This is a genomic window from Nocardioides sp. P4_G10, from assembly GCF_056401175.1.
Window position 1 is genome coordinate 132,558 of record NZ_JBFUJV010000002.1, and the last position, 21,082, is coordinate 153,639.

Consider the following 21,082-nt stretch of genomic DNA (forward strand, 5'->3'; position numbering starts at 1 on the left):
CGCACACCAGACCACTGACCGGGCACTTGCTCGCGGAAGACGGGTGCCGTAGCGCGAGGAAGTGCCCGGTCGGCGCGTCGTAGCGCGAGGAAGTGCCCGGTCGGCGCGTCGTAGCGCGAGGAGGTGCCCGGTCGGCGGATCAGCGGCGGCGGCCGAAGAGCCCGCGCCGGTGCTCCTCCTCGACCGGGGCGACCGTCGGACCGGGCGCGTCGACCGGGCGCTCGGCGGCCTTGTCGAGGGACTTGCGCAGGCGCTTCTCCGACTTGTCGGGGTCCATGGGTGGGCGGGCGCCGAGGACGAAGCGCTCGACCACGCGATCGGCGACCGGCACCCAGCCGACCGACGTCGCGGGATAGGTCTTCACGCCGAACGACTCGTCGAGCAGCGCCTCGCGGTCGTCGTCAGGACCGGCGAGGCGGTCGACGCGGGCCAGTGCCGAGGTGCGCTCGAGCCGCGCGGCCGCGCCCGAGTCGTACGACAGCACGCGGGCGCCGTGGTGGGTGCGCTCGAGGTCGTCGAGGAGCGCCGCCACGGCAGCGGGCTGCGGGGCGAGCGAGACGTCAGGGAGCGTCAGCACGAACTCCGCGTCGGAGCGTGACGGCGCCTCCTCGACGAGGCGCACCCGCGGCTCGTGGAGGAAGGACCGGTGCACCAGGCGGGTCTCCAGCACCGGGTCCTCGACCGGCTGGACGCGGTCGTCGTGGACGCTCGACCACGGGCCGACGACGCTCACCCGGAGGTCGGGGACGTCTCCGTCGAGCAGCGAGTCGACGAGGTGGATCGTCTCGTCGGCGGGACCGGCCTCGAGGACGACCTCGAGGTAGGGCACCTGGTAGGCGCGCCCGTGGCGGTTGCGCTTGGGGCGCATCGTCGGCACGAGGTCGGCGAGGTAGGGGTCGTTGAACCGGTTGACCTGTTCGGCGCGGCGCAGGACCTGCGAGCGGCCGAGGTGCCAGCTGCGCGCCTCGCGGTCGACCACGAAGACACCGCCGGCCTGGGCGAGCGAGTGGCCGAGGTGCATGTCCTCGCCGAGGCGCAGGGTGCGGTCGAAGCCGTCGGAGTCGAGGTAGAGCGCCTTGGTGACCGAGCCGGTCATGCCGATGTGGAAGCGCTGGGCGCGCGGGCCGGCCTCGCGGAGGTCGTGGGTCTTGGCCCAGTAGTCCTCGACCCACTGGTGGGGCTCGTGCTCCTGGCCCGGGAACAGCTCGCCCGCCTCGCCGGCGGCCACCCGGTCGCGCACGACGGCGGGGTCGACCTCCAGCAGGGGGGCCGGGTCGACGAAGAGCTTGTGTCCGCCCGGGACGGCGTAGTCCACGAGGTGGTGCCAGCGCGCGTGGGCCTCGACCTCCTCGCGGTGGGCGAGCATGTCGGCGTCGTACCAGTGCAGGACGTCGCCGTCGGCCGCGAGCGCGCCGAGGTGGCACGCGTTGGCGCGTCCCCAGCCCTCCTCGACCCGGATCAGCCGCGTGTTGTCGGGGCGCACCTCGGGCAGCTCCTGCGCCGGCGAGCTCTGGTCGTCGACGACGAGCACCTCGAGCAGGTGCGAGGGGTAGGACTGTCCGGCGAGCGCGGCGAGGACGTAGGGCAGCGTGCGCTGGTAGTTGAACGTCGGCACGACGACCGTCACCGACAGCGTCGGCTCCCACCCACCGAGGGTCGGCGGGGTGAGCGACCCCCAGTCGTTGTGGCGCACCACCGGCTGCCGTGCCATGTCCTACCTCCCCCCGTCAGGCCGGTCGAGCGGGTCGACCTCCAGCGCCAGGCTCGGCTGGAAGCCCTCCCACTCGGAGGCCACGATGTCAGGTCGGCGGAACTCCTCGTCGTCACGCTGCCAGGTGTGTCCCGCTCCGGTGCGCCGCAGGACGTAGCCGAGGCCGTGGGTGCGGTAGATCCGGCCGCCGGACGCCTCGACCCCGGCGAGCAGCTGGGCGTCGACGAACTTCCGCACGCGGCGGAAGTCTCCGAGCGAGCGGAGCAGCCCGCGGTCGAGCAGGAGCGTGCCACCGGCGACGAAGCGGGCGAAGAGCTCCGAGGGGTGGTTGCGCCGGACGGTGAGGTCGTCGCGGTCGTCGTTGGCGTGGAGGTAGACGAACTCCGACGGCATCCCGACCACGTCGGCGCCGGAGAACCGGCGGGCCATCAGCAGGTCGTGCACGGCGTCGGGTGAGTACCAGTCGTCGTCGTCGACCTTGAGCAGCACCTCGCTCGACGCGGCCCGCGCCGCGGCGGTGAGGACGTCGCCGAAGAACGTCGACTCGTCGAAGCTCAGCACCTGGTGCGGGCGGTCGCCGAGCGCGCGGCGTACGGCGTCGCGGTCGGGCTCGAAGCCGTGCGCGGCCAGGACGAGCTCGACCTCCGCGCCCCGCTGCCGCGCGACCTGCCGCAGCGCGAAGTCGAGCATCTCGGGCCGCTTGGTCGACAGCAGGGCGCTGACCGCCGGAAGCCCGACGTGGCGCACGCCGGCGCGCGCGGCGAGCGCCGAGCGCCAGGCCAGGGTGGAGTGGTGGTCGAAGGCGGCGCGACGCACGACGAGGCTGTGCTCCTCGCGGCGGAGCGGGTCGTCGAGGTCGACCGTCGCGTCGAGCGCGGCGGCGAGCGGCGGCGCCACGTCGAGCACGCCCTCCGTGACCACCGGCACCCCGGAGATCGCCAGCGCGAGCAGGTCGGCGGTGCTCGTGTCGGCCGGCAGGCGCACGGCCTGGAAGGCGCGGGCCGCCGCAACGACGTCCTCGGTGACCGGGCCGCGGCCCGAACCGGCGACCAGCCGGGCGAGGTCGACGACGGGGTGGTCCCAGTCCTTGCGGAAGCCGATCGGGTTGAAGACCAGCTCGTCGACGGGCTCGGGACCGGGGTCGGTGACGACGGTCGGCGCGCGGTCGATGACGTGGTGCTCCGCGACGTCCCCTCCGCGACGGGCGACGACCACGTCGGGCGGCACGTCGCGCTCGGCGTCGCCGGCACCCGAGACGTCGGGCAACAACACGGCCCGGGCGTCGAGACCGGGGGCGGCGGGACGACCGGCGTACGACACGACGAGGCCGCCGTGGGTGGTGTCGCCGGGGCCGGCGGCCTGGCGGGCCATCTCCATCACGACGAGCTGCGCGCGGGCGCCGGAGGCGAAGCGGGCGACGGTGAGCACCCCGCGGTCGTCGGCCTCACGGGCGGCGAGGTGGACGAGTCGCGGCCACTCCGGGCGCGGCACGAGCACCCACGGGGTGGGCGCGTCGGTGAGCCAGCAGGCGACGGCCTTGCACTGGCCGAGGAGGGGTACGGCGCTGGCCATCCGCCGCAGGCGGGCGCGGTCGGCGGCGACGACGAGCACCGAGCCCCAGCCCTTGCGGGGACCGTCGAGCGTGGACAGCGGCACGACGGTCGGCTCGATGCCGGGCAGGTCCTCGATGCCCTGCAGCGCGCCGAGCGCGAGGCTGTCGGAGTCGTCGACCAGGACCAGCGTGGGGCCGGGCAGCCGGAGGTCGTGGAGGGGATGCGTCACGGTCGTGCGCGCTCCTTGAGGTCTGGGCTGAGGTCTCGGTGCTTGAGGGAGGCAGGCAGCGAGTGCTGCACGAGCGGGCGGGGCTGGCGCCAGAGCCAGTCGCGGCTGACGTGGTCGATGATGTGGACGCCCTCGGGAGCGGTGACCCTGACCAGCCCGCCGAGCGCCTCGGGGTCGCCGTTGCGGATGGCCTCGTCGACCTCGAACTCCCGCAGCTTGCGGTAGAGCCGGGTGTTGGTGAAGTCGACGCCGTCGCGCCGCCAGTGGGCGTACTCGTCGGCGTCGAGCCACTTCACCTCGAGCACCAGGCCCTGCTGGAGCACGATGCGCTCGACACCCGGCGGGAACTCGCGGATCTCCCAGTCGAAGGCCTTCACGAAGGTGAACTCCGGCCCCATGGGGTAGATCCACGGCTCGAGGAACCGCAGCGACAGGTCGAGCCAGCCGGTCGTCTCGTCGACGACGGTCAGCGGGTGTCGCGGCATCGCGACGATCGCGCGGGTGGACTGGAGCTGCCACGACAGGTCGCGCAGGATGCCCGTGCCCTCCGGGGTCAGCACCATGTCGCCGTCCCACTTCATCGAGTACGTCGTGCGGACGTGGGAGAAGCACCAGTTGTAGAAGTGGGTCAGCGAGTGGACGCTCGTCGCTGGCGTCGCGAGGTGCTCGCCGCCGGCGCGCGAGACGCGGTGGGGGTAGTCGAGGACGGTCAGCCGGTCGGCGGCGCCGCACTCCTCGGCCACCGCGCGCGCGACGTCGGCGGTGCCGTCGTCCGAGCCGTTGTCGACGACCAGCACGTGCTGGACGGCCGCGAAGATCGGCGGCAGCACCCACGGCAGGTTGCGCGCCTCGTTGCGGACCCGGAAGACGCACGTCAGCCCGGGGACCAGCGGCTCGCCGGACGTCCAGGGCCACGTGACGTCGTACGCCGGGTCCCCCTCGAGGGAGGCGATGTCGGGCATCAGGCCCGATCCTGCTGGGACGAGCGCTCCCGGCCGATCGCCTTGCGCAGCTTCTGCCGGGCCGCGGGCGGCACCATCGCGCGGACGGCGTGGGGCACGCGGTCGGCGCCGCTGCGGGTCTCGCCCGTCGCGCCGGCCTCGCGGCGGGCCTCCGCGGCGGCCGCGCGCCGCTGGGCGACGACCGTCGAGTGTGCGAACGCCTCGGCCTCGGCGTACTGCTCCGAATAGGCGGCCCGCAGCTGGTCGCACCGTTCCCGGGACGCGGTCGAGTCGTCCCGGGCGATCGCGTCGAGCGCCTCCCAGGTCTCGTCGGCCAGCTCCCGGAGCCGCGTGGGGACGCCGATGTCGTCCCACGTCATCGTCACCCGCCGCAGCGACGGGTCGATGAAGCGGTGCACCTCGGCGATGTCGACGGCCATCGCGGTCTTCACCGCGGCGAGGTCGAAGGCCTCCCCGAGCGCGAACACCGGCTGCGTCCAGTCCTCGAGCAGGTCGCCGTAGTGGACGAACGCCCGCTGCTGGCCGCGGGTGGCCCGCTCGGTGTGGAGCATCATGTTGACCCATGCGGCGGTGCGGGTGACGGCGCCCTGGTCGGAGCCGGCGCCTCTCCGCCCTCCAGCGGGCCCGTAGTAGGTCTGCTTGGAGCCGACGACCTCGGTGACCGGCCGCAGCATCGTGACGTACGACGACGTGGCACCGCAGCGGTCGGCGGCCGCCCGCCACAGGCCGAGGAACCAGGCGGCGCGGGGGTCCTTGATGACGAGCTCGTCGCCGAGGTCGAACTGCTGCTCCAGCCACGCGGTGACGCGCTCCCGGGTGGCGTGGTCGCCGCTGGTCGTGCCGGTGTCGAGCCACGCCCGCGGCCGAGCGTCGGAGACCTGGACGTTGCTGCGCGCGAGGAGCTCGGCATGCAGGTCGACGACCCAGCGCGGCTCGCCGAACCCCTTCGGGTTGGTCGCGTCGGCGACCACCTCCGGCTGGGGCACGTGCAGGCCGAGCGTGCGCAGGGTGCCGGCCATCGTGCTCGTGCCGCTGCGGCCCGAGCCGACGACGAACACGACGCGGCGGCTGGTGGGCTCGGTCATGATCGGAGCCTATCGGGGGCGCCGGGCACCGATCAGTGCTCGGGGGTGGCCCGCTCCTGCTGGGCCCGCGCGGCGGCGTCGGCCTCCTGGAACGCGTCGTCGTGCTCGAGCTCCTCGCGCAGTGCGGTCAGGCTGGTGCCGAGGTGGGTGCGGGCGGCCTCCGCCGTCGGGTCGTCGTCGGCGCCGGAGGCGATGTCGCGCCACGAGGTCTCGCCGGCGTCGACCCGGCGCTGGAGGCGCTCCTGGTCGGGGCCGAGCTCGCCGCGGCGGGCCTGCGCCTGCAGGTCCTGGATGCGGCGGGCCGACTCGGCGCGGAACTTGTCGCGCTCGGCTCCGAGGTGGGCGGCGAGCTGGCGCAGCGACGCGGTGGCCTCGTTCGCCTGGCGGCGCGAGTCCTGGAGGGCGGCCTGGAGGCCGGGGTCGTCGGAGAGGGCCATCAGAATCCTTGCTGGGCGGAGTCGTCGGTGCGGTTGCCCGCGCTGGCGTGCTGGGCGGTGCTGATCGAGGTCAGGACCGCGTTGGCGCCGCCGAGCCCGGCGTTGACGTAGCGCAGCACCTTGAGCAGGGCCTGCGCGGCCTGGGTGAGCTTCTCGATCGCGCGCAGGCCGTCGTGGATCAGCTCGATGATGCGCCGGGCCTTGCCGGGCGCGCTGACGCCCGCCTTCAGCCAGCCGATGGGACCGGCGAGCCCCGAGATGATGAGCTCCTGGATGACGCCGTCGATGAAGTCGATGGCGATGACCAGCACGTCGAGGGTGGCCTTGCCGACCTCGATGACGTGCCCGAGCTGCTCGGCGATGTAGCCCGAGGCCTCCTGCTGGTCGGCGTGCATCTGGCCGACGTCGGCCATCCGCGAGGCCGCGGCGCTGCCGGCCGGGCCCTGCCAGACGGCGGGCAGCTGCTGGCCGAGCGAGGTGTAGTTCTGGCCCACGCCGGCGCAGGCATTGCCGACGTTGCCCCACGCGAGCTGCATGGACGACACGGCGTTGAAGTCGCCGGCCACCGGCTTGAAGAGCGCCTCGAGGAGGCTCCATCCGGTGATCTTGTCGACGATGCCGTCGATCGCCGGGATGATCAGCCCGCACTCGCCCTTCTTGTCCTCGATGTACTGGCCCTGGGTGCCCGGGGGCGTGCCGCCGGCCACCGCCGACACCGGGTTGACGTGCTCGGTGATGGTCGTCATCGTCCGGCCCACTCCTGTGCGCTCGTGTCCTCGTCCTGGGACTGGTAGTCGTCGTACTCGCCGAGGTCGTCGGCGTTGTCGCCGATCTCGTCGACGTTGTCGACCAGGTCGTTGACGTTGTCGACGACCTGCTTCCCCTCGTCGTAGAGGTCGGTGTAGGTCGACGCCGTCTCGCCGATGTCACGACGCCGGTCGTGGTCGGCGGAGTCGCGCGAGCGCGAGTCGGCGTAGGCGTCGTTGGCCCGCTCGCGGGCGTCCTCCGGGCTGGCCCCGTCGGCGATCGCCCGGTCGTACTCGGCGTTGTAGGCACCTTCGGCGGTGCGGTTGATCCGGTCGTGGTTGATCGTGTCGGCGTGCGCGTCGATCCCGTCGGTCTTGGCGTACTGCAACGCCTCCTCGTCGGAGTAGCCCAGCGAGCGGTAGTACTGGTACTCGTCGGTGCGGCGCTCGAACGCGTCGGTCACGGCGTCGGAGGCGGCCTTCTTCGGGTCCGTCCACGGCGGCGGCTTGTCGACGTCGTTGCCGGGCTTGACCTTGTCGCCGACCGCGGAGGCGCCGTCGGAGATGCCGGGGTGCTTGTCCTCGAGGTCGGGGATCTTCGTGCCGTCCTGCGGGGCGTCGGACAGCGGGGCGCCCGGGGTGTCGTTGCCGCTGCCGGCCGGGGCGTAGGGCGGGAAGCCGGACGGGTCCGGCGCGAGGGCGCGGAAGCGGTCGTAGGTCGCCTCGTCGGTGTCGAGGTAGTCGTCACGCGAGTCGATGAACGCGTCGCGCACCTTGTCGGCCACGGACCGCGAGTCGCGCAGCCCGTCGTGGGCCGTCGAGACCGCCGACTCGTAGCTGCCCTGGAACAGGTTGAGCACCCCGGAGAAGGCACCGAAGTTGCTGCAGGACGAGCTGATGTAGTCGTCGATCGTGCCGATGTGGTCGTGCTGCCTGGTCGCGAGTCGCGACGCCGCGGTCAGCGCATCGGGGTCAACCTGGAAGCTCACGGGCGGGTCCTTCGTCGATCTCGTCTGGGGCGGTCGGGTCGACCCCAGTCCTACCCGGCGACGTCGCCGCCAAACCCGGAAACCCGCGTCAGACGGGCGATTCGTCCTTCTTCGCCCTCGACCTCACCCGGAACCAGCCGGCGACCATCGCGAGCAGGGCGACCATCCCGAGGGCCCACAGGAGCGTCGAACCCCACGCCCGCTCGACCGTCGTACGCCACTCGCCGCCCTGCTCGTAGACGGTGATCTCGTCGCCCTTCTCGACGTCGCCGAGGCGGCGCAGCTCGTAGAGGGCGGAGGCCTGCTGACCGTCGGGCAGCTCGAAGACGACCGAGGAGTACTCGGTCGACTTCTGGCCGGCCCGGCTGGGCCCGAGCTCCTCGAACCCGACGACCGTCGCCTGCTGGGTGTCGACGCCGGCCGGCGGCTGCCGGCTGTCCCAGAAGTCGAAGAGCCGCCACCCGACCACGACGACCATCAGCAGCAGCAGGGCCAGCGCCACCCAGGTCATGCCGTGGTTGCCCGACCGGCCACCCGAGAAGCCGCCGTCGGCGCCGGGGGCGCCCGGTCGGTCGGGGACGGGTCGGTCGGGGGCGGGTCGGTCGGGAACGGGTCGGTCGTCGGCCATGCCGGAAGTGTGCCAAACCGCTGATCTCGATACGGCCTCGTCGCGTCTTCGTGCCTCGGACGCGGGCCCACTCGATCTGGCCGAGCCCACGCGCCGACCTCGTGCCTCGGTCGACGCTGCTCGACTCAGAGGTGCTGGGGCTGGGCCCTGATCAGGTCGGCGTACCAGTGGAACGACTTCTTGCGCGTCCGCTGGAGGGTGTCGTAGTCGACGTGCACGAGGCCGAAGCGCTGGGTGTAGCCCTCGGCCCACTCGAAGTTGTCCATCAGCGACCAGCAGTAGTAGCCGCGGACGTCGACGCCGCGCTGGATGGCCTCGGAGACGGCGTTCACGTGGGCACGGAGGTAGTCGATGCGCGCCTGGTCGTCCACGACGCCGTCCGCGTCGGGGCCGACGTTGTAGCTGCAGCCGGACTCGGTGATCACGATCGGCGGGAGCGCGGCGCGGAAGCGGGCGCGGAACATGACCAGCCACTCGCGCAGCGCGTCGGGCACGATCGGCCAGCCGAAGTCGGTGGTCGGGTAGCCGACGACCTCGCGCAGGTCGAAGGGGATCTCGGCGTCCTCGTCGGCCGCGGCGACCTTCATCGGCTGGTAGTAGTTCACGCCGTAGAAGTCGAGCGGCTGGCGGATCGTGGCGAGGTCGCCGTCGGCCATGACGTCCTCGAAGAGCGGCATCAGGTCGACCGGGTAGCGGCCGAGCAGCATCGGCTCGAGGAACGTGCCGTTCCACAGGGCGTCGAAGATCTTGCTCATCCCGACGTCGGCGTCGTCGTCGCTGGCAGGCCAGATCGGGGCGTGGTTGTTGGCGCACCCGACCGACGTCGCCCCGGCCTTGCGCAGCTCGATGGCCGCGCGGCCGTGGGCCAGGAGCAGGTGGTGGGCGGCGGGCAGGCAGTCGAACAGCATCGCCTTGCCGGGCGCGTGGGTGCCGAGCCCGTAGCCGAGGATCGAGGCGACGTTGGGCTCGTTGACCGGGATCCAGTGCGCGACGCGGTCGGCGAACCGCTCGCCGACGATCGCGGCGTACTCGGCGAAGCGGTCCACCGTGTCGCGGTTGAGCCAGCCGCCGTCGTCCTCCAACGCCTGCGGGAGGTCCCAGTGGTAGAGCGTGACCATCGGCTCCTGGCCGTTGGCGAGCAGCGTGTCGATGAGCCGGTCGTAGAACGCCAGGCCCTTCTCGTTGGCCGGCCCGCGACCGGTCGGCTGGATGCGGGGCCAGGCGATCGAGAAGCGGTAGCCGCCCGTGCCCAGCTCCTTCATCAGCGCGACGTCCTCGTCCACCCGGTGGTAGTGGTCGCACGCGACCTCGCCGGTCGCGCCGCCGGCGACGCGGCCCGGCTCGGCGGCGAAGGTGTCCCAGATGCTCGGGCCGCGGCCGTCCTCGGCCACCGCGCCCTCGATCTGGTAGCTCGCCGTGCTCGTGCCGAAGCGGAAGCCGGGAGGGAGCAGGGGGAAGTCGTGCGGGGCGGCTGCATCCGGGGGTGGCACATCCGCGAAGATATCGGCATGAGCATGGCCCTGTACGCCGGTTCGGACAGGTCGTCGGACACTGTCAAGGGGCGCTTGACCAGCCATTCCTTCTCGTTCGGGCCCCACTACGACCCGACGAACCTCGGCTTCGGACCGCTCGTCTGCCACAACGACGACCTGCTCGATCCGTCGGCGTCGACGGTCGCGGGCTACCCCGAGCACCCGCACACCGAGCTCGAGATCGTGACCTGGGTGCTCGAGGGAGCGCTCGTGCACACCGACTCGTCGGGCCACCGGCACGTCGTCGAGGCCGGCCGCGCCCAGGTGCTCTCCGCCGGCACCGGCGTCCGCCACAGCGAGGTCGCCGACGTGCGGTCGGGGCGCTGCCGGTTCGTCCAGGCCTGGCTCACCCCGTCCGCGCCGGGCACCGAGCCGTCGTACGTCCTGGGCGAGGCGCCGCCGCGCTCGTCGGGGCTGGTGGCCGTGGCGGGCGGCGACGGCCTGCCGATCGGGACGACCGGCGCCCGACTCCTCGTCGCGCGCCTGGGCGCCGACGAGTCCGTAGCGCTCCCCGACGACCCGCGCCAGCACGTCTTCGCCGCGACCGGGGCCGTCTCGCTCGACGGTCTCGACCTCCGGCCCGGCGACGCCGTACGCCTCACCGAGGAGCCCGGCCACGTCGTCACGGCCGCCGAGCCCACCGAGCTCCTGGTCTGGACCTTCGCCTGAGGCGCCCCTCGGCCGACGATGTCCGGCCATCGCCGACCGAGGAGGGTGGGCGGACCTACTTCCTCTTCTTCCTGCCCTTCTTGACGACCTTCAAGGTCAGGGTCCGGCTGCTGGCCGCGGCGTACTCCTCACTCGCGACCACGTGGACCCGGATCCGGTGCTTGCCGACCTTCAGCTTCGGCAGGGTGATCGTCTTCCTCCCGGTCACCGAGCGGGTGCGGATCACCTTCCGGCCGTCGTACACCAGCACCGTCGAGGTAGCGGTGGAGCCGATCGCGACCCGGACCCTGGCCTTGACGCCTTCCTTGACCTTCGCCTTCACGAGCGTGGCGGTGACACTCGGCGCGTCCCGCGTCACCTTGACCGTCGCGGTGGCGACGCTCGCGGCGACCGTCGGGGAGCCGGCGTAGGTCGCCGTCACCAGATGGGTGCCGACCGGAGTGGTGGCCGGGAGGGTGACGGTGGCGGCGCCACCCGCGAGCGGCCCGGAGACGCTCGCTCCCGCGACCTCGACCGAGACGGTCCCGGTGACCGCGGCATCCGCCGCGACGGTCACGGTCGCCGTCGTCGGTACGCCGTACGTCGTCGCGGTGGCGCCGAGGCTCACCGAGGTCGTCGACGCGGCAGGTCCGCTCCAGGCCAGTGCGGGGGCGAACTCGGTCTGCATCGCGGCCTTGGCCTGCTGCTCGACGGCGAATGCGTAGCCGAGCACAGCGGCGTCGTCCCAGGCCCGGCCGACGATCTGCACGTTGTTGGACTGGCCCTCGTCGTTGGCCCCGATGGGCAGGATGGCCGTCGGTAGGCCGGGGCCCTGGGTGATGACCCCCGAGGCGCGGTCGGAGCTCATGATCGCCGACGCCGCGTCGTTGTTGCCGATGCTGGTGAGGAAGCCGGGGTAGATCACCGCGTCGACCGACGGACCGAACGCTGTGTCCATCCACGACGCGGCGTTGACCTTGTAGGCATCCCGCCGGGCCAGCAGGTTGGCGACGCTCGTGTCGTCCATCGGGTTGTAGTTGTAGTTGCCGGAGACGTTGTAGGGCAGGTTGGCAGGGTTCTCCAGCAGCTGCTCGGCGGTCATGGGGAAGGTCGCGGGACGCTGCTCCGCGATGTAGCGCTCCCAGCCCTCGGAGCCGGCGCTGCCCGAGGTCGGGTAGTTCGCGGCAGGCGGGTTGGTGGGTGCGGTCGCGGCCCCCTGGGGCAGCGCCACGAGCGTGCCGCCCGCCGCCTCGATCGCAGCCCTGGCGTCGGCAAGGGCGACCTGACCGGCGTTGTCGTCGATGATCGCGGTGGAGGCGAAGGCGGTCGGCACGTAGCCGATGACCTTGCCCTCGAGCGCGTCCGCCTCGAGCGAGGACTTCCACTCCTCCGGGCGCAGGCTGTTGTCGACACGGCTGGTGAGCAGGTCGTCGGGGTTGTTGCCGGTCGTGCGGCTCGATGTGGCGTCCAGGAGGGACGCAACGTCGGTGACCGACCGGGCCATCGGGCCGGCGTAGTCCGTCGCCCAGGTCAGCGGCATGACGCCGTTGGTGCTGGCGAGGCCGTCGGTGCCACGGAAGGTCGTCAGGCTGGCGCCGGTCGAGGGGGCGTAGAGGGACACGCCGGTCTGGGTGCCCATGGCCGCGGCCGCGAGGTCTGCGGCGACCGCGGTCGCCGAGCCGCCGCTGGAGCCGAACGAGGTCTTGGAAGGGTAGAGCGCGTTCCAGACCTGCTTGAAGCCGCTCTCGCTGAAGGAGCCGGAGTTGGCGAACTCAGACAGCACGGTCTTGCCGATGATGACCGCGCCAGCCTCACGGAGCCTGGCCACCTGCCAGGCGTCCTTCTTCGGCTCCCAGTCCTTCAGCGCGAGCGTGCCGCCGGAGGTGGGCATGTCCCGGGTGTCGTAGATGTCCTTCAGCGCGATCGGGATGCCCAGCAGGTCACCGGTGCGACCGGCCGTGCGGGCCGCGTCGGCGGCCAGCGCCTGGGCGACGGCGTCCTTCGCGACGGTGATGAAGGAGTGGAAGCCGAGGGCACCGTCGTCGTAGGCCTCGATCCGGTCGAGGTAGGCCTTGGTGATCTGCACCGAGGTGACCCTGCCCGCGACCATGTCGGCCTGGAGCTCGGCGATGGTCTTGCCCGTGACGTCATAGGCGACGTCGGTGGTGTGCTCGACCGCGGTGGCGGCGGACGGCAGCTTCAGCGGTTCGGCGCCGGTGCAGGCAGCGGCGTACGACGTGAGGTCGACGTTCTGCAGGGTGCAGATCTCGTCGATCGTGAGCGCCGACAGGTCAGGCGTCGTCGCCAGCGCCTGGGTGTCGGTCACGATCTGGGACGTGTCGCCGAGGGCTCCCACGACGACGTGCTGCAGCAGCGACTCGGTGGCACCGGGCTCGACGGTGAGGGTGCGGATGAAGCCCAGGTCGTTCGCGCGGCTGCCGGTCGGCACGTAGGCGGTCTCGAACGGGTTGGACTGCTGGTCGCCCAGCGAGTCGACGCCGGGGCCGACCACGACGCCGGTCGGGCGGGTGTTGCCCGGGGTGGCTGCGGCGATCCACGTGTCGCCCGGGTCGACAGCCGCGTCGCCGCTGCCCGAGGCGCTGATCGTGGCCTTGTTGGGGCTCGTCGTTGCCGTCAGGCCGGAGCCCAGCGAGCCGCCGAAGGACACGTCGAGGGTGATCGGCTTGGTCGAGGCGTTGGTGAAGGTGTCGAAGAAGCTCGTGGTGCTGCTCGCGGTGGCGACCCGGACCTTGCGTGTCATGAGCACGTCGCCGAGGCGGACGGACTTCGTCGATGCGTACGAGCCAGGGCCGACCGCTGTCAGGCCGAAGCCGCGCATCATCTGGCCGTTCATCCGCGGCTCCTCACCGGCTGGCGCCTCGACGTGGACGAAGAGGTTGCCGAAGCCCTCCAGCCGGGACCCGCTGACGTTGCGGATCGAACCGGTGTCGAGGCCGGGCCGACGGGCGTCATTGATGTTGATGGTCGCGCCGTCGGCGGTGGTGACGCTGGTCAGCGCCTGCGTGGCGGGCGTGACGGCAAGGGCGCCGAGGGCGACCGACGCGGCCGCCGGTAGGGCGACCAGACGGGCGGCGCGGCGCCCGGGCGTGGCAGGAGGCATGGAGGATCGAGGGCCTTTCGGGCGGAGGGTGGGTGAACGCCCTGCATTTGTATGAGCCGCGCATGTCGGTCGAGGGCGACGCTCATTTCGCGCGTGTAACGTTTCACCCGCAGGCCGCCGCTCGGGCGCTACGTCATACCGATCCGCATCCATGGCTGCCGTTCCGCATGACGCCTCCCCGGCAGGGACTTTCGCGGCCCTGGGGGTATGGCCTCGCCTCCGGACTGCACGGCTACGTCATACGAAGCCGCACCCATACGTCCCGATTCGTATGACGCGGCCGAGGGGCTAGGGGATGAGCACCCCCGGGTTGAGGATCCCCGACGGGTCGAGCTCGGCCTTGACCGCGCGGAGCACCCGCACCCCGACGTCCCCGATCTCGCGGGCGAACCACGGCTTGTGGTCGGTGCCGATCGCGTGGTGGTGCGTGATCGTCGCGCCCGCCGCGATGATGGCGTCGCTGGCCACGGCCTTGGCCGCCTGCCACTGGGCGATCGGGTCGTCGCCCTGGCGTGCCGCGACGGTGAAGTAGAGCGAGCAGCCGGTCTCGTACACGTGCGAGACGTGGCACAGCACCAGCGATCCCTCGCCGAGCGACGCGGTGAGCGCGTCCTTGACGTCGGCGTACAACCGCTGGCGGTTCGACCAGAAGGTCGCGGTCTCGAGCGTCTCGACGAGCACGCCGTGGTCGAGGAGCGCGTCGCGGAGGTAGGGACCGTCGAAGCGCCCGTGGGCCCACTTCTCCCCCGGCTCGGTGCCGAGCGCGGTCCCACCGAGACCGGCGAGGGCGGCCGTCACCGCCGCGCGCCGGGCCGCGACCTGCTCGTCGGTGCCCTCGTAGCCGGTGACCATCAGGCAGCCGGGGTCCTCGGCGCCACCGATGGACGAGGGGTCGGCGAGGTTGATCGCCGTCTCGGACTCGTCCGACAGCCGCAGCACGGTCGGCATCAGCCCGGCCTGCGCCAGGGTGCGCATCGCTTCGGAGCCGGCGTCGAAGGACGGCCACCGCCAGCCCTCGTACGACGTCACGGCGGGCGCGCGCCGTACGCGCACCGTGACGGAGGTGATGACACCGAAGGCGCCCTCCGAGCCCAGCAGCAGCTGACGCAGGTCGGGCCCGGCGGCGTTGGCCGGCGCGGAGCCGAGGCGCAGCGTCCCGGTCGGCGTGGCGGCGGTGAGACCCACGACCATCGCGTCGAAGCGTCCGTAGCCGGCGCTGGACTGCCCGCTCGAGCGCGTGGCTGCGAAGCCGCCGATCGAGGCGTGCTGGAAGGACTGCGGGTAGTGGCCGAGCGTCAGTCCGTGCTCGGCGAGGAGGGCCTCGGCCTCGGGGCCGCGCAGCCCCGGCTCGAGGGTCGCGGTCATCGAGACCTCGTCGACGGCGAGCAGCCGCTTCATCCGCACCAGGTCCAGGCTGACCAGCCCCGCGAACCCGTCGCGGCGCGCGGCCAGGCCGCCGGTGACCGAGGTGCCGCCACCGAAGGGGACCACCGCCACCCGGTGCTCCACGGCCCAGGCGAGGACGGCCGCCACGTCGTCGTGCCCGTCGGGTCGGACGACGGCGTCGGGTGCGTCGTCGAGGTCGCCGGCGCGGGCGCGCAGCAGGTCGGGGGTGGACTTCCCACGCGTGCGGAGCGTCCGCGTCGCGTCGTCGGTGAGCACGTGCTCGGCCCCGACGGTCGCTCGGAGGTCGTCGAGCAGCGCATCGTCCAGCGCGGACGGCGGCGGCACGGCCCCGCTGACCGGCGGACGGTCCTGCAGCCCGAAGGCGAGCTCGACGAGCCCGAGCGCGGAGCCGGGCAGGACGGTGGCGGCCGCAGGGTCGCCCCAGCGCTGCGGGTGCATCTCGGTGGGGGTCGGCTCGGTCGACATGCGTTACAGTGTGACACATGACGTCACTTCGTCACACAGGTGCGGCCGCCGACCCACGACTCGACGGCTACCTCGACGCTGCCCGCGCCTGCATCCTCGACGTCGGCTGGCGGCGTACGACGCTCACGGAGGTCGCGAAGCGGGCCGGCGTCTCCCGGATGACGATCTACCGCGCATGGCCCGACATGGGCTCGCTGCTCGGCGACCTGATGACCCGCGAGTGGGTCGGCATCGCCGCCGCGACGCAGGTCGCCGCCGCCGACACGACGACCCCCGAGGGCATCGCCGAGGCCGCGCTCGCGACGGTCCGCGCGCTGCGCGACAACGAGCTCTTCGTCCGGATCGTCGAGCTCGACCCCGACCTGATGCTGCCCTACCTGCTCCACCGGCGCGGGCGCTCGCAGGAGGCGCTCGTCGAGATCCTCGCGGCCGAGATCGCCAGCGGCCAGGTCGACGGCGCCATCCGGTCCGGCGACCCGGTGCTCATGGCGCGGTCGCTGACCCTCGCGGCCCACGGCTTCGTCTTCTCGGCGATGACGATGACCGACGACCGGATCGGGCTGGGCGACCTGGACGCGGAGTACGTCCGCGGCGTCGCCCGCGCCCTGGAGCCCTGATGCAGCCGGCCCGCCGCATCGCCCCCGGCCTCGCCGACGTCCCCGACGAGGTGGACGTCGTGGTCGTCGGCCTCGGCATCACCGGCGCCGGTGTCGCCCTCGACGCCGTCACCCGCGGCCTCACGGTGCTCGCGGTCGACGCACACGACCTGGCGTTCGGCACGTCGCGCTGGTCGTCCAAGCTCGTGCACGGCGGCCTGCGCTACCTCGCGCAGGGACAGCTCGCCATCGCCCGCGAGAGCGCCGTCGAGCGCGGCATCCTCATGGAGGTCACGGCGCCCCACCTCGTCCACCCGCTTCCGATGCTGACCCCGGTCAACGACGCGATGCCGCGCAGCCGGACGGCCTTCACGTGGGGCGGGCTCCAGGCTGGTGACGTGCTGCGGCGCAGCGCCCACACCACCACCCGGACGCTCCCGCGTCCGCGCCGGCTCAACACCACCGAGACCCTCGGCCTCGCTCCCGCCCTGCGCGCCAACACGCTCCGCGGTGGGCTGCTCGCGTGGGACGGGCAGCTCGAGGACGACGCCCGCCTCGTCGTCACCGTGGCCCGCACCGCAGCGTCGTACGGCGCCCACGTGCGCACCCGCGCCCGCGTCACCGCCGCGACCGGCGCCGGCGTGACGGTCCGCGACGAGCTCACCGGGGCGACGTACGACGTCCGCGCGAGGGCGGTCGTCAACGCGACCGGCGTCTGGGCCGGCGGCCTCGACGAGCAGGTCCGGCTGCGCCCCAGCCGCGGCACCCACCTCGTCCTGCGCGGGTCGGCGCTGCCGCACACGCGGGTCGCGGTGATGGTGCCGATCCCGGACACGACGTCGCGGTTCGCGATGGTGCTGCCGCAGCCCGACGGCACGATCTACGTCGGCCTGACGGACGAGCCCGTGACCGGACCCGTGCCCGACGTGCCCCAGCCCAGCGAGGCCGAGATCGACTTCCTGCTCGGTGTCGTGGCCTCGGCGTTCACCACGCCGCCGACGAGGGACGACGTCGTCGGAGCCTTCGCCGGTCTGCGGCCGCTGCTCGAGGTCTCCGGCACCGACGCGACGTCCGACCTGTCCCGGCGCCACGCCATCCTCACGTCCGCCACCGGCGTGACGACCGTGGTGGGCGGCAAGCTGACGACCTACCGGCGGATGGCGCAGGACACCCTCGACGCGCTCGTCGCCGCAGGACGCCTGCACGCGGGCCCGTGCCGCACCGCGTCGCTCCCCCTGCTCGGCGCCGCCGCACCGGACGACCTGCGCCGCACGTCGGCGCCCGCCCGGCTCGTACGACGCTTCGGCACCGACGCCGGGCTCGTGCTCGCCACCGCCCGCGAGGTCACCGGCCTGGCCGACGACGAGCTGCTCGTCCCGGTGTCGGAGATCGTCCCGGTGACGCTCGCCGAGCTGGTCTTCGGCGTCACCCACGAGGGCGCGCACGACGTCGCCGACCTGCTCGACCGGCGTACCCGCGTGGGCCTCGTCACCACCGATCGCGCGTCCGCCGAGCCGCTCGCCCGGCGCGCCCTGGAGCTCGCCGGAAGGGCCGCCGGCGCCACGTGATCCAGACGACAGCAAAATCCCGCCGGTAGTTCCCACGAAGTCCGGACAGGACGCGGAGCCGATGGGATCGTTCTCCACGGCGCGCCCCTTGCCGACCCCATGCGGCAAGGGGCGCCCAGTCCATTTCAGGCCTGGGTTGCGGGCTTTCCGCTCACTCGACCGTGACCGACTTCGCCAGGTTTCGCGGCTTGTCGATGTCGTGACCGAGGTGCTGGGCCGCGTGGTACGCCAGCAGCTGGAGCGGGACGTTGAGCAGGATCGGGTCGAGCTCGGGCTCGTTGCGGGGTACGACGATCCGGCGGGCGCTGACCTCGCCGAGGTCGACGTCCTCGTGGGTGATCACGACGAGCGGGCCCTTGCGCGCCTCGATCTCGTGCAACGCACCGACGTTGCGCTCGGCCAGCTCGTCGTGCGGCACCAGCGCAACGGTCGGCACCTCGGGGTCGATGAGGGCGAGCGGGCCGTGCTTGAGCTCGGAGGTCTGGTAGGCCTCGGCGTGGCGGTAGCTGATCTCCTTGAACTTCTGCGCGCCCTCGCGGGCCACCGGGAACCCACGCACGCGACCGATGAAGAACAGGCTGCGCGCCTCGGCGAGGTCCTTCGCGACCTCGACCAGCTCGGCCTCACCGGCCAGGACCTCCTCGATCTGGCCGGGCAACCGCTCCAGGCCGGCGACCAGGCGCTTGCCGTCGGCGATCGACAGGTCGCGCACGCGGCCCAGCTGGAGGGCGAGCAGCGCGAAGGCGAGGAACATGTTGGTCAGCGCCTTGGTGCTCGCGACGGCGACCTCGGGCCCGGCGTGCAGGTAGATCCCGCCGTCGCACTCGCGAGCGATGGCCGACCCGACGACGTTGACCAGGCCGACGCAGCGCCCGCCCTTGCGGCGTACCTCCTGCACCGCCAGCAGGGTGTCGATCGTCTCGCCTGACTGGCTCACGGCGACGTAGAGGGTGTCGGGCTCGATCACCGGGTTGCGGTAGCGGAACTCGCTCGCCGCCTCCGCGTCCGCGGGGATGCGGGCCAGCTCCTCGATGAGCGCTGCTCCCATCTGGCCGACGTAGTAGGCCGAGCCGCAGCCGAGGATCTTCACGCGGCGCACCGCCCGCAGCTCGCGTGCGTCCATGTCGAGGCCGCCGAGGTGGGCGGTGCCGAAGCGCTCGTCGAGGCGACCGCGGAGCACGGCCTGCGCCGTGGTCGGCTGCTCGAGGATCTCCTTGCGCATGAACGACTCGTGCTCTCCGGCCTCGTACGCCGACGCGTCGACGTCGACCTCGGCCGCGGTCTTGCCGGTGGCGACGAGGTCGCTGTGGCGCATCGTGCTGAACCCGGCGGCGGTGACGGTGGCCATCTCGCCGTCGTCGAGGACCGCCACGGTGGTCGTGTGCCGCACGATCGCGGCCAGGTCGGAGGCGACGTACATCTCCTTGTCGCCCACGCCCACGACCAGGGGACTGCCGTTGCGGGCCACCACGATGCGGTCCGGGAAGTCGGCGTGCAGCACGGCGAGGCCGTAGGTCCCCACCACCGCACCCAGCGCGTCGCGGACCTTGCCCTCGAGCGTGTCGGCGTTGCTGCGTGCGACGAGGTGGGCGAGCACCTCGGTGTCGGTGTCGCTGGCGAGGGTGGTGCCCGCGTCGGCCAGCTCGGCGCGCAGCGCGGCGGAGTTGTCGATGATGCCGTTGTGCACGACCGCCACCCGGCCGGCCTCGTCGGTGTGCGGGTGGGCGTTGGCGTCGGTCGCCGGCCCGTGCGTCGCCCAGCGGGTGTGCCCGATCCCCGTGGCGCCGGCGAAGCGCTTGGGCAGGGCGTCCCCCAGGTCGCGCACCCTCCCGGCCTGCTTGGCCACCCGGATCCCGCGGTTGCCGAGGACCGCGACGCCCGCCGAGTCGTAGCCGCGGTGCTCGAGCCGGGTCAGGCCCTCGAGGACGACCGGGGCCGCCTCCTGACGGCCGATGTAGCCGACGATTCCACACATGACGTTGCGTCCTATCCGTAGATGATGCGTCGCAGCTGGCGCTCGGAGAGCTCGGGGGCGGCCACGACTCGCTGGCCGAGCTCCTCGGCGATGCGCGCGAAGATCTCGGGATTCCTGGCGCCGTACGTCTTGAGGCTCGCGTGGCGAGCCCGGACGTAGTCCTCCACCGGCTGGGCGTGGAAGGCGATGACGTCCTCGACGACCCGGGCGGCCTCACCGGGCGTCAACGACGTGGTGGCGACCACATGGGCGACGAGGGCGGGGTCCGGCACCGGTTGATCATCCGCCTCAGCGGCGAGACTGACAACTTCCTGCCCGAAATCGGGCAAGAAGTGCTCGACTTGTCCCGCAAAAGCATTGCGGAGCCGCGACCCACCCGTCACAAGTGGGGCACTGACCCGCTTGCCGCCCCTTTGAAGGAGGCGCAGGTGGGGGACATCCGCCCCCTGTGAGCGAAACAATGGTGCACAGGTGGGGACGTGCTACCCTAGGTGAACACAAGGTGAACGGGAGGTGTCACATGAGCAAGCAGTTGATGACCGACAGGCCGGTCTGCGCCTGGGTCGCCGTCACGGACGCGTCGGGCCGCACCCACATGGAGGCACGCTGGTCGACCGTCGAGACGGTCGCCACCCACGCCGCCTGACCGGCGCCCGACCCAGCTCGCACGCACGAGCCACGCCCACCAGGGCGTGGCTCGTCGTCATTTCCACGCCCCACGGAAAATCCTTGCGTCACCCGGGAATGAACCTGGACAGTCGGCCGTTATGGTGGTTGAAAGTTCTACCAACCACCGCCTTCCGCGAGGAGCTCCCATGACCACCGGTTTCGACGCCCCCACCACCGCCATCGACGACATCACCGGCGACTACACGATCGACACCAGCCACAGCCGCCTCGGCTTCGTCGCCCGCCACGCCATGGTGACCAAGGTCCGCGGCCAGTTCGGCGCCTTCGAGGGCACCGCCCGCATCGACGAGGCGAACCCGTCGGCGTCCAAGGTCGACCTCACCATCCAGGTCGCGTCCGTCGACACCGGCAGCGCCGACCGCGACGGCCACCTCAAGTCCGGCGACTTCTTCGACGTCGAGACCTACCCCACGATCACCTTCACCTCCACCGAGGTGAAGCGCGACGGCGCCGACTGGGCCGTCACCGGCGACCTGACCATCAAGGACGTCACCAAGCCCGTCACGATCGAGTTCGAGCAGACCGGCTCCGCCGTGGACCCGTTCGGCAACACCCGCGTCGGCTTCGAGGGCGAGACCACCATCAACCGCAAGGACTGGGGCCTCACCTGGAACGCCGCGCTCGAGACCGGCGGCGTCCTCGTCTCCGAGAAGATCAAGCTCGAGTTCGACGTCTCGGCGATCCGCAACGCCTGATCCCACCGGGCAGTTCCGTCGCGCTCCACACAGCCGACCGGGCAG

At 72.4% G+C, this 21,082-nt stretch carries 18 protein-coding genes; 5 read left to right on the forward strand and 13 right to left on the reverse strand.

Features of this window, described 5'->3' with window-relative positions:
- Nucleotides 1-139 precede the first annotated feature (139 nt).
- The 9 genes from AC1DP1_RS04250 to AC1DP1_RS04290 form a co-directional block, all read right to left on the reverse strand.
- Nucleotides 140-1,711, reverse strand: a complete 1,572-nt coding sequence (locus AC1DP1_RS04250; RefSeq protein ID WP_477505783.1) for a glycosyltransferase — start codon at nt 1,709-1,711, stop codon at nt 140-142.
- A gap of 3 nt (nt 1,712-1,714) precedes the next feature.
- On the reverse strand, nt 1,715-3,493 hold the full coding sequence (locus tag AC1DP1_RS04255) for a glycosyltransferase (RefSeq protein ID WP_477505784.1): 1,779 nt from the start codon (nt 3,491-3,493) through the stop codon (nt 1,715-1,717).
- On the reverse strand, nt 3,490-4,455 hold the full coding sequence (locus AC1DP1_RS04260) for a hypothetical protein (RefSeq protein WP_477505785.1): 966 nt from the start codon (nt 4,453-4,455) through the stop codon (nt 3,490-3,492). Before AC1DP1_RS04260 ends, AC1DP1_RS04255 begins: the two co-directional genes overlap by 4 nt.
- Nucleotides 4,455-5,540: a sulfotransferase family protein gene (locus AC1DP1_RS04265; RefSeq protein ID WP_477505786.1), complete on the reverse strand. Its 1,086-nt coding sequence runs from the start codon at nt 5,538-5,540 to the stop codon at nt 4,455-4,457. Before AC1DP1_RS04265 ends, AC1DP1_RS04260 begins: the two co-directional genes overlap by 1 nt.
- 32 nt (nt 5,541-5,572) lie before the next feature.
- On the reverse strand, nt 5,573-5,977 hold the full coding sequence (locus tag AC1DP1_RS04270) for a hypothetical protein (protein ID WP_457187961.1): 405 nt from the start codon (nt 5,975-5,977) through the stop codon (nt 5,573-5,575).
- Nucleotides 5,977-6,723 carry a hypothetical protein gene (locus AC1DP1_RS04275; RefSeq protein ID WP_300048155.1) on the reverse strand — a complete coding sequence of 249 codons (747 nt, stop codon included), beginning with the start codon at nt 6,721-6,723 and terminating at the stop codon, nt 5,977-5,979. The genes AC1DP1_RS04270 and AC1DP1_RS04275 overlap by 1 nt, the downstream gene beginning before the upstream one ends.
- The gene (locus AC1DP1_RS04280) at nt 6,720-7,712 is read right to left on the reverse strand and encodes a hypothetical protein (RefSeq protein WP_477505787.1); all 993 of its coding nucleotides are present in this window, start codon (nt 7,710-7,712) and stop codon (nt 6,720-6,722) included. Before AC1DP1_RS04280 ends, AC1DP1_RS04275 begins: the two co-directional genes overlap by 4 nt.
- Before the next feature lie 88 nt (nt 7,713-7,800).
- Nucleotides 7,801-8,340 (reverse strand): hypothetical protein, encoded by a 540-nt coding sequence (locus AC1DP1_RS04285; protein ID WP_477505788.1) that lies wholly within the window; start codon nt 8,338-8,340, stop codon nt 7,801-7,803.
- A 125-nt stretch (nt 8,341-8,465) separates the two neighbouring features.
- The gene (locus tag AC1DP1_RS04290) at nt 8,466-9,830 is read right to left on the reverse strand and encodes a GH1 family beta-glucosidase (RefSeq protein WP_477505789.1); all 1,365 of its coding nucleotides are present in this window, start codon (nt 9,828-9,830) and stop codon (nt 8,466-8,468) included.
- Nucleotides 9,831-9,905: 75 nt separating this feature from the next.
- Here AC1DP1_RS04290 and AC1DP1_RS04295 point away from each other — a divergent pair, with 75 nt between their 5' ends.
- Nucleotides 9,906-10,541, forward strand: coding sequence for a pirin family protein (locus tag AC1DP1_RS04295; protein WP_477505790.1), 636 nt, complete (start codon nt 9,906-9,908; stop codon nt 10,539-10,541).
- 55 nt (nt 10,542-10,596) lie between these two features.
- Here the strand turns inward: AC1DP1_RS04295 and AC1DP1_RS04300 are convergent, their stop codons facing one another.
- Nucleotides 10,597-13,641: an amidase family protein gene (locus AC1DP1_RS04300; protein WP_477505791.1), complete on the reverse strand. Its 3,045-nt coding sequence runs from the start codon at nt 13,639-13,641 to the stop codon at nt 10,597-10,599.
- Nucleotides 13,642-13,929: 288 nt separating this feature from the next.
- A complete protein-coding gene (locus AC1DP1_RS04305; RefSeq protein WP_477505792.1) occupies nt 13,930-15,513 on the reverse strand; it encodes an FAD-binding oxidoreductase in 1,584 nt (527 codons plus the stop codon).
- A gap of 17 nt (nt 15,514-15,530) precedes the next feature.
- Between AC1DP1_RS04305 and AC1DP1_RS04310 the strand changes: the two genes are divergently transcribed.
- Nucleotides 15,531-16,130, forward strand: a complete 600-nt coding sequence (locus AC1DP1_RS04310) for a TetR/AcrR family transcriptional regulator (RefSeq protein ID WP_477505793.1) — start codon at nt 15,531-15,533, stop codon at nt 16,128-16,130.
- Nucleotides 16,130-17,677 carry a glycerol-3-phosphate dehydrogenase/oxidase gene (locus tag AC1DP1_RS04315; protein ID WP_477505794.1) on the forward strand — a complete coding sequence of 516 codons (1,548 nt, stop codon included), beginning with the start codon at nt 16,130-16,132 and terminating at the stop codon, nt 17,675-17,677. Before AC1DP1_RS04310 ends, AC1DP1_RS04315 begins: the two co-directional genes overlap by 1 nt.
- Before the next feature lie 151 nt (nt 17,678-17,828).
- Here AC1DP1_RS04315 and glmS read toward each other — a convergent pair whose 3' ends face one another.
- Both glmS and AC1DP1_RS04325 read right to left on the reverse strand, forming a co-directional pair.
- Complete coding sequence (gene glmS, locus AC1DP1_RS04320; RefSeq protein WP_477505795.1) at nt 17,829-19,652, reverse strand: glutamine--fructose-6-phosphate transaminase (isomerizing); 1,824 nt, start codon at nt 19,650-19,652, stop codon at nt 17,829-17,831.
- Nucleotides 19,653-19,663: 11 nt separating this feature from the next.
- On the reverse strand, nt 19,664-19,924 hold the full coding sequence (locus tag AC1DP1_RS04325) for a hypothetical protein (RefSeq protein WP_477505796.1): 261 nt from the start codon (nt 19,922-19,924) through the stop codon (nt 19,664-19,666).
- A 248-nt stretch (nt 19,925-20,172) separates the two neighbouring features.
- Here AC1DP1_RS04325 and AC1DP1_RS04330 point away from each other — a divergent pair, with 248 nt between their 5' ends.
- Together AC1DP1_RS04330 and AC1DP1_RS04335 are read left to right on the forward strand one after the other, a co-directional pair.
- Nucleotides 20,173-20,298, forward strand: coding sequence for a hypothetical protein (locus AC1DP1_RS04330; RefSeq protein WP_477505797.1), 126 nt, complete (start codon nt 20,173-20,175; stop codon nt 20,296-20,298).
- A 169-nt stretch (nt 20,299-20,467) separates the two neighbouring features.
- A complete protein-coding gene (locus AC1DP1_RS04335) occupies nt 20,468-21,037 on the forward strand; it encodes a YceI family protein (protein WP_300048175.1) in 570 nt (189 codons plus the stop codon).
- Nucleotides 21,038-21,082 lie beyond the last annotated feature (45 nt).

What these genes read in the sequence shown, in the direction of transcription:
- AC1DP1_RS04250 (WP_477505783.1), bottom strand. Translation starts at nt 1,711, where the DNA reads ATGGCACGGCAGCCGGTGGTGCGCCACAACGACTGGGGGTCGCTCACC.
- AC1DP1_RS04260 (WP_477505785.1), bottom strand. Translation starts at nt 4,455, where the DNA reads ATGCCCGACATCGCCTCCCTCGAGGGGGACCCGGCGTACGACGTCACG.
- AC1DP1_RS04265 (WP_477505786.1), bottom strand. Translation starts at nt 5,540, where the DNA reads ATGACCGAGCCCACCAGCCGCCGCGTCGTGTTCGTCGTCGGCTCGGGC.
- AC1DP1_RS04270 (WP_457187961.1), bottom strand. Translation starts at nt 5,977, where the DNA reads ATGGCCCTCTCCGACGACCCCGGCCTCCAGGCCGCCCTCCAGGACTCG.
- AC1DP1_RS04275 (WP_300048155.1), bottom strand. Translation starts at nt 6,723, where the DNA reads ATGACGACCATCACCGAGCACGTCAACCCGGTGTCGGCGGTGGCCGGC.
- AC1DP1_RS04285 (WP_477505788.1), bottom strand. Translation starts at nt 8,340, where the DNA reads ATGGCCGACGACCGACCCGTTCCCGACCGACCCGCCCCCGACCGACCC.
- AC1DP1_RS04300 (WP_477505791.1), bottom strand. Translation starts at nt 13,641, where the DNA reads ATGCCTCCTGCCACGCCCGGGCGCCGCGCCGCCCGTCTGGTCGCCCTA.
- AC1DP1_RS04305 (WP_477505792.1), bottom strand. Translation starts at nt 15,513, where the DNA reads ATGTCGACCGAGCCGACCCCCACCGAGATGCACCCGCAGCGCTGGGGC.
- AC1DP1_RS04310 (WP_477505793.1), top strand. Translation starts at nt 15,531, where the DNA reads ATGACGTCACTTCGTCACACAGGTGCGGCCGCCGACCCACGACTCGAC.
- AC1DP1_RS04315 (WP_477505794.1), top strand. Translation starts at nt 16,130, where the DNA reads ATGCAGCCGGCCCGCCGCATCGCCCCCGGCCTCGCCGACGTCCCCGAC.
- glmS (WP_477505795.1), bottom strand. Translation starts at nt 19,652, where the DNA reads ATGTGTGGAATCGTCGGCTACATCGGCCGTCAGGAGGCGGCCCCGGTC.
- AC1DP1_RS04330 (WP_477505797.1), top strand. Translation starts at nt 20,173, where the DNA reads ATGAGCAAGCAGTTGATGACCGACAGGCCGGTCTGCGCCTGGGTCGCC.
- AC1DP1_RS04335 (WP_300048175.1), top strand. Translation starts at nt 20,468, where the DNA reads ATGACCACCGGTTTCGACGCCCCCACCACCGCCATCGACGACATCACC.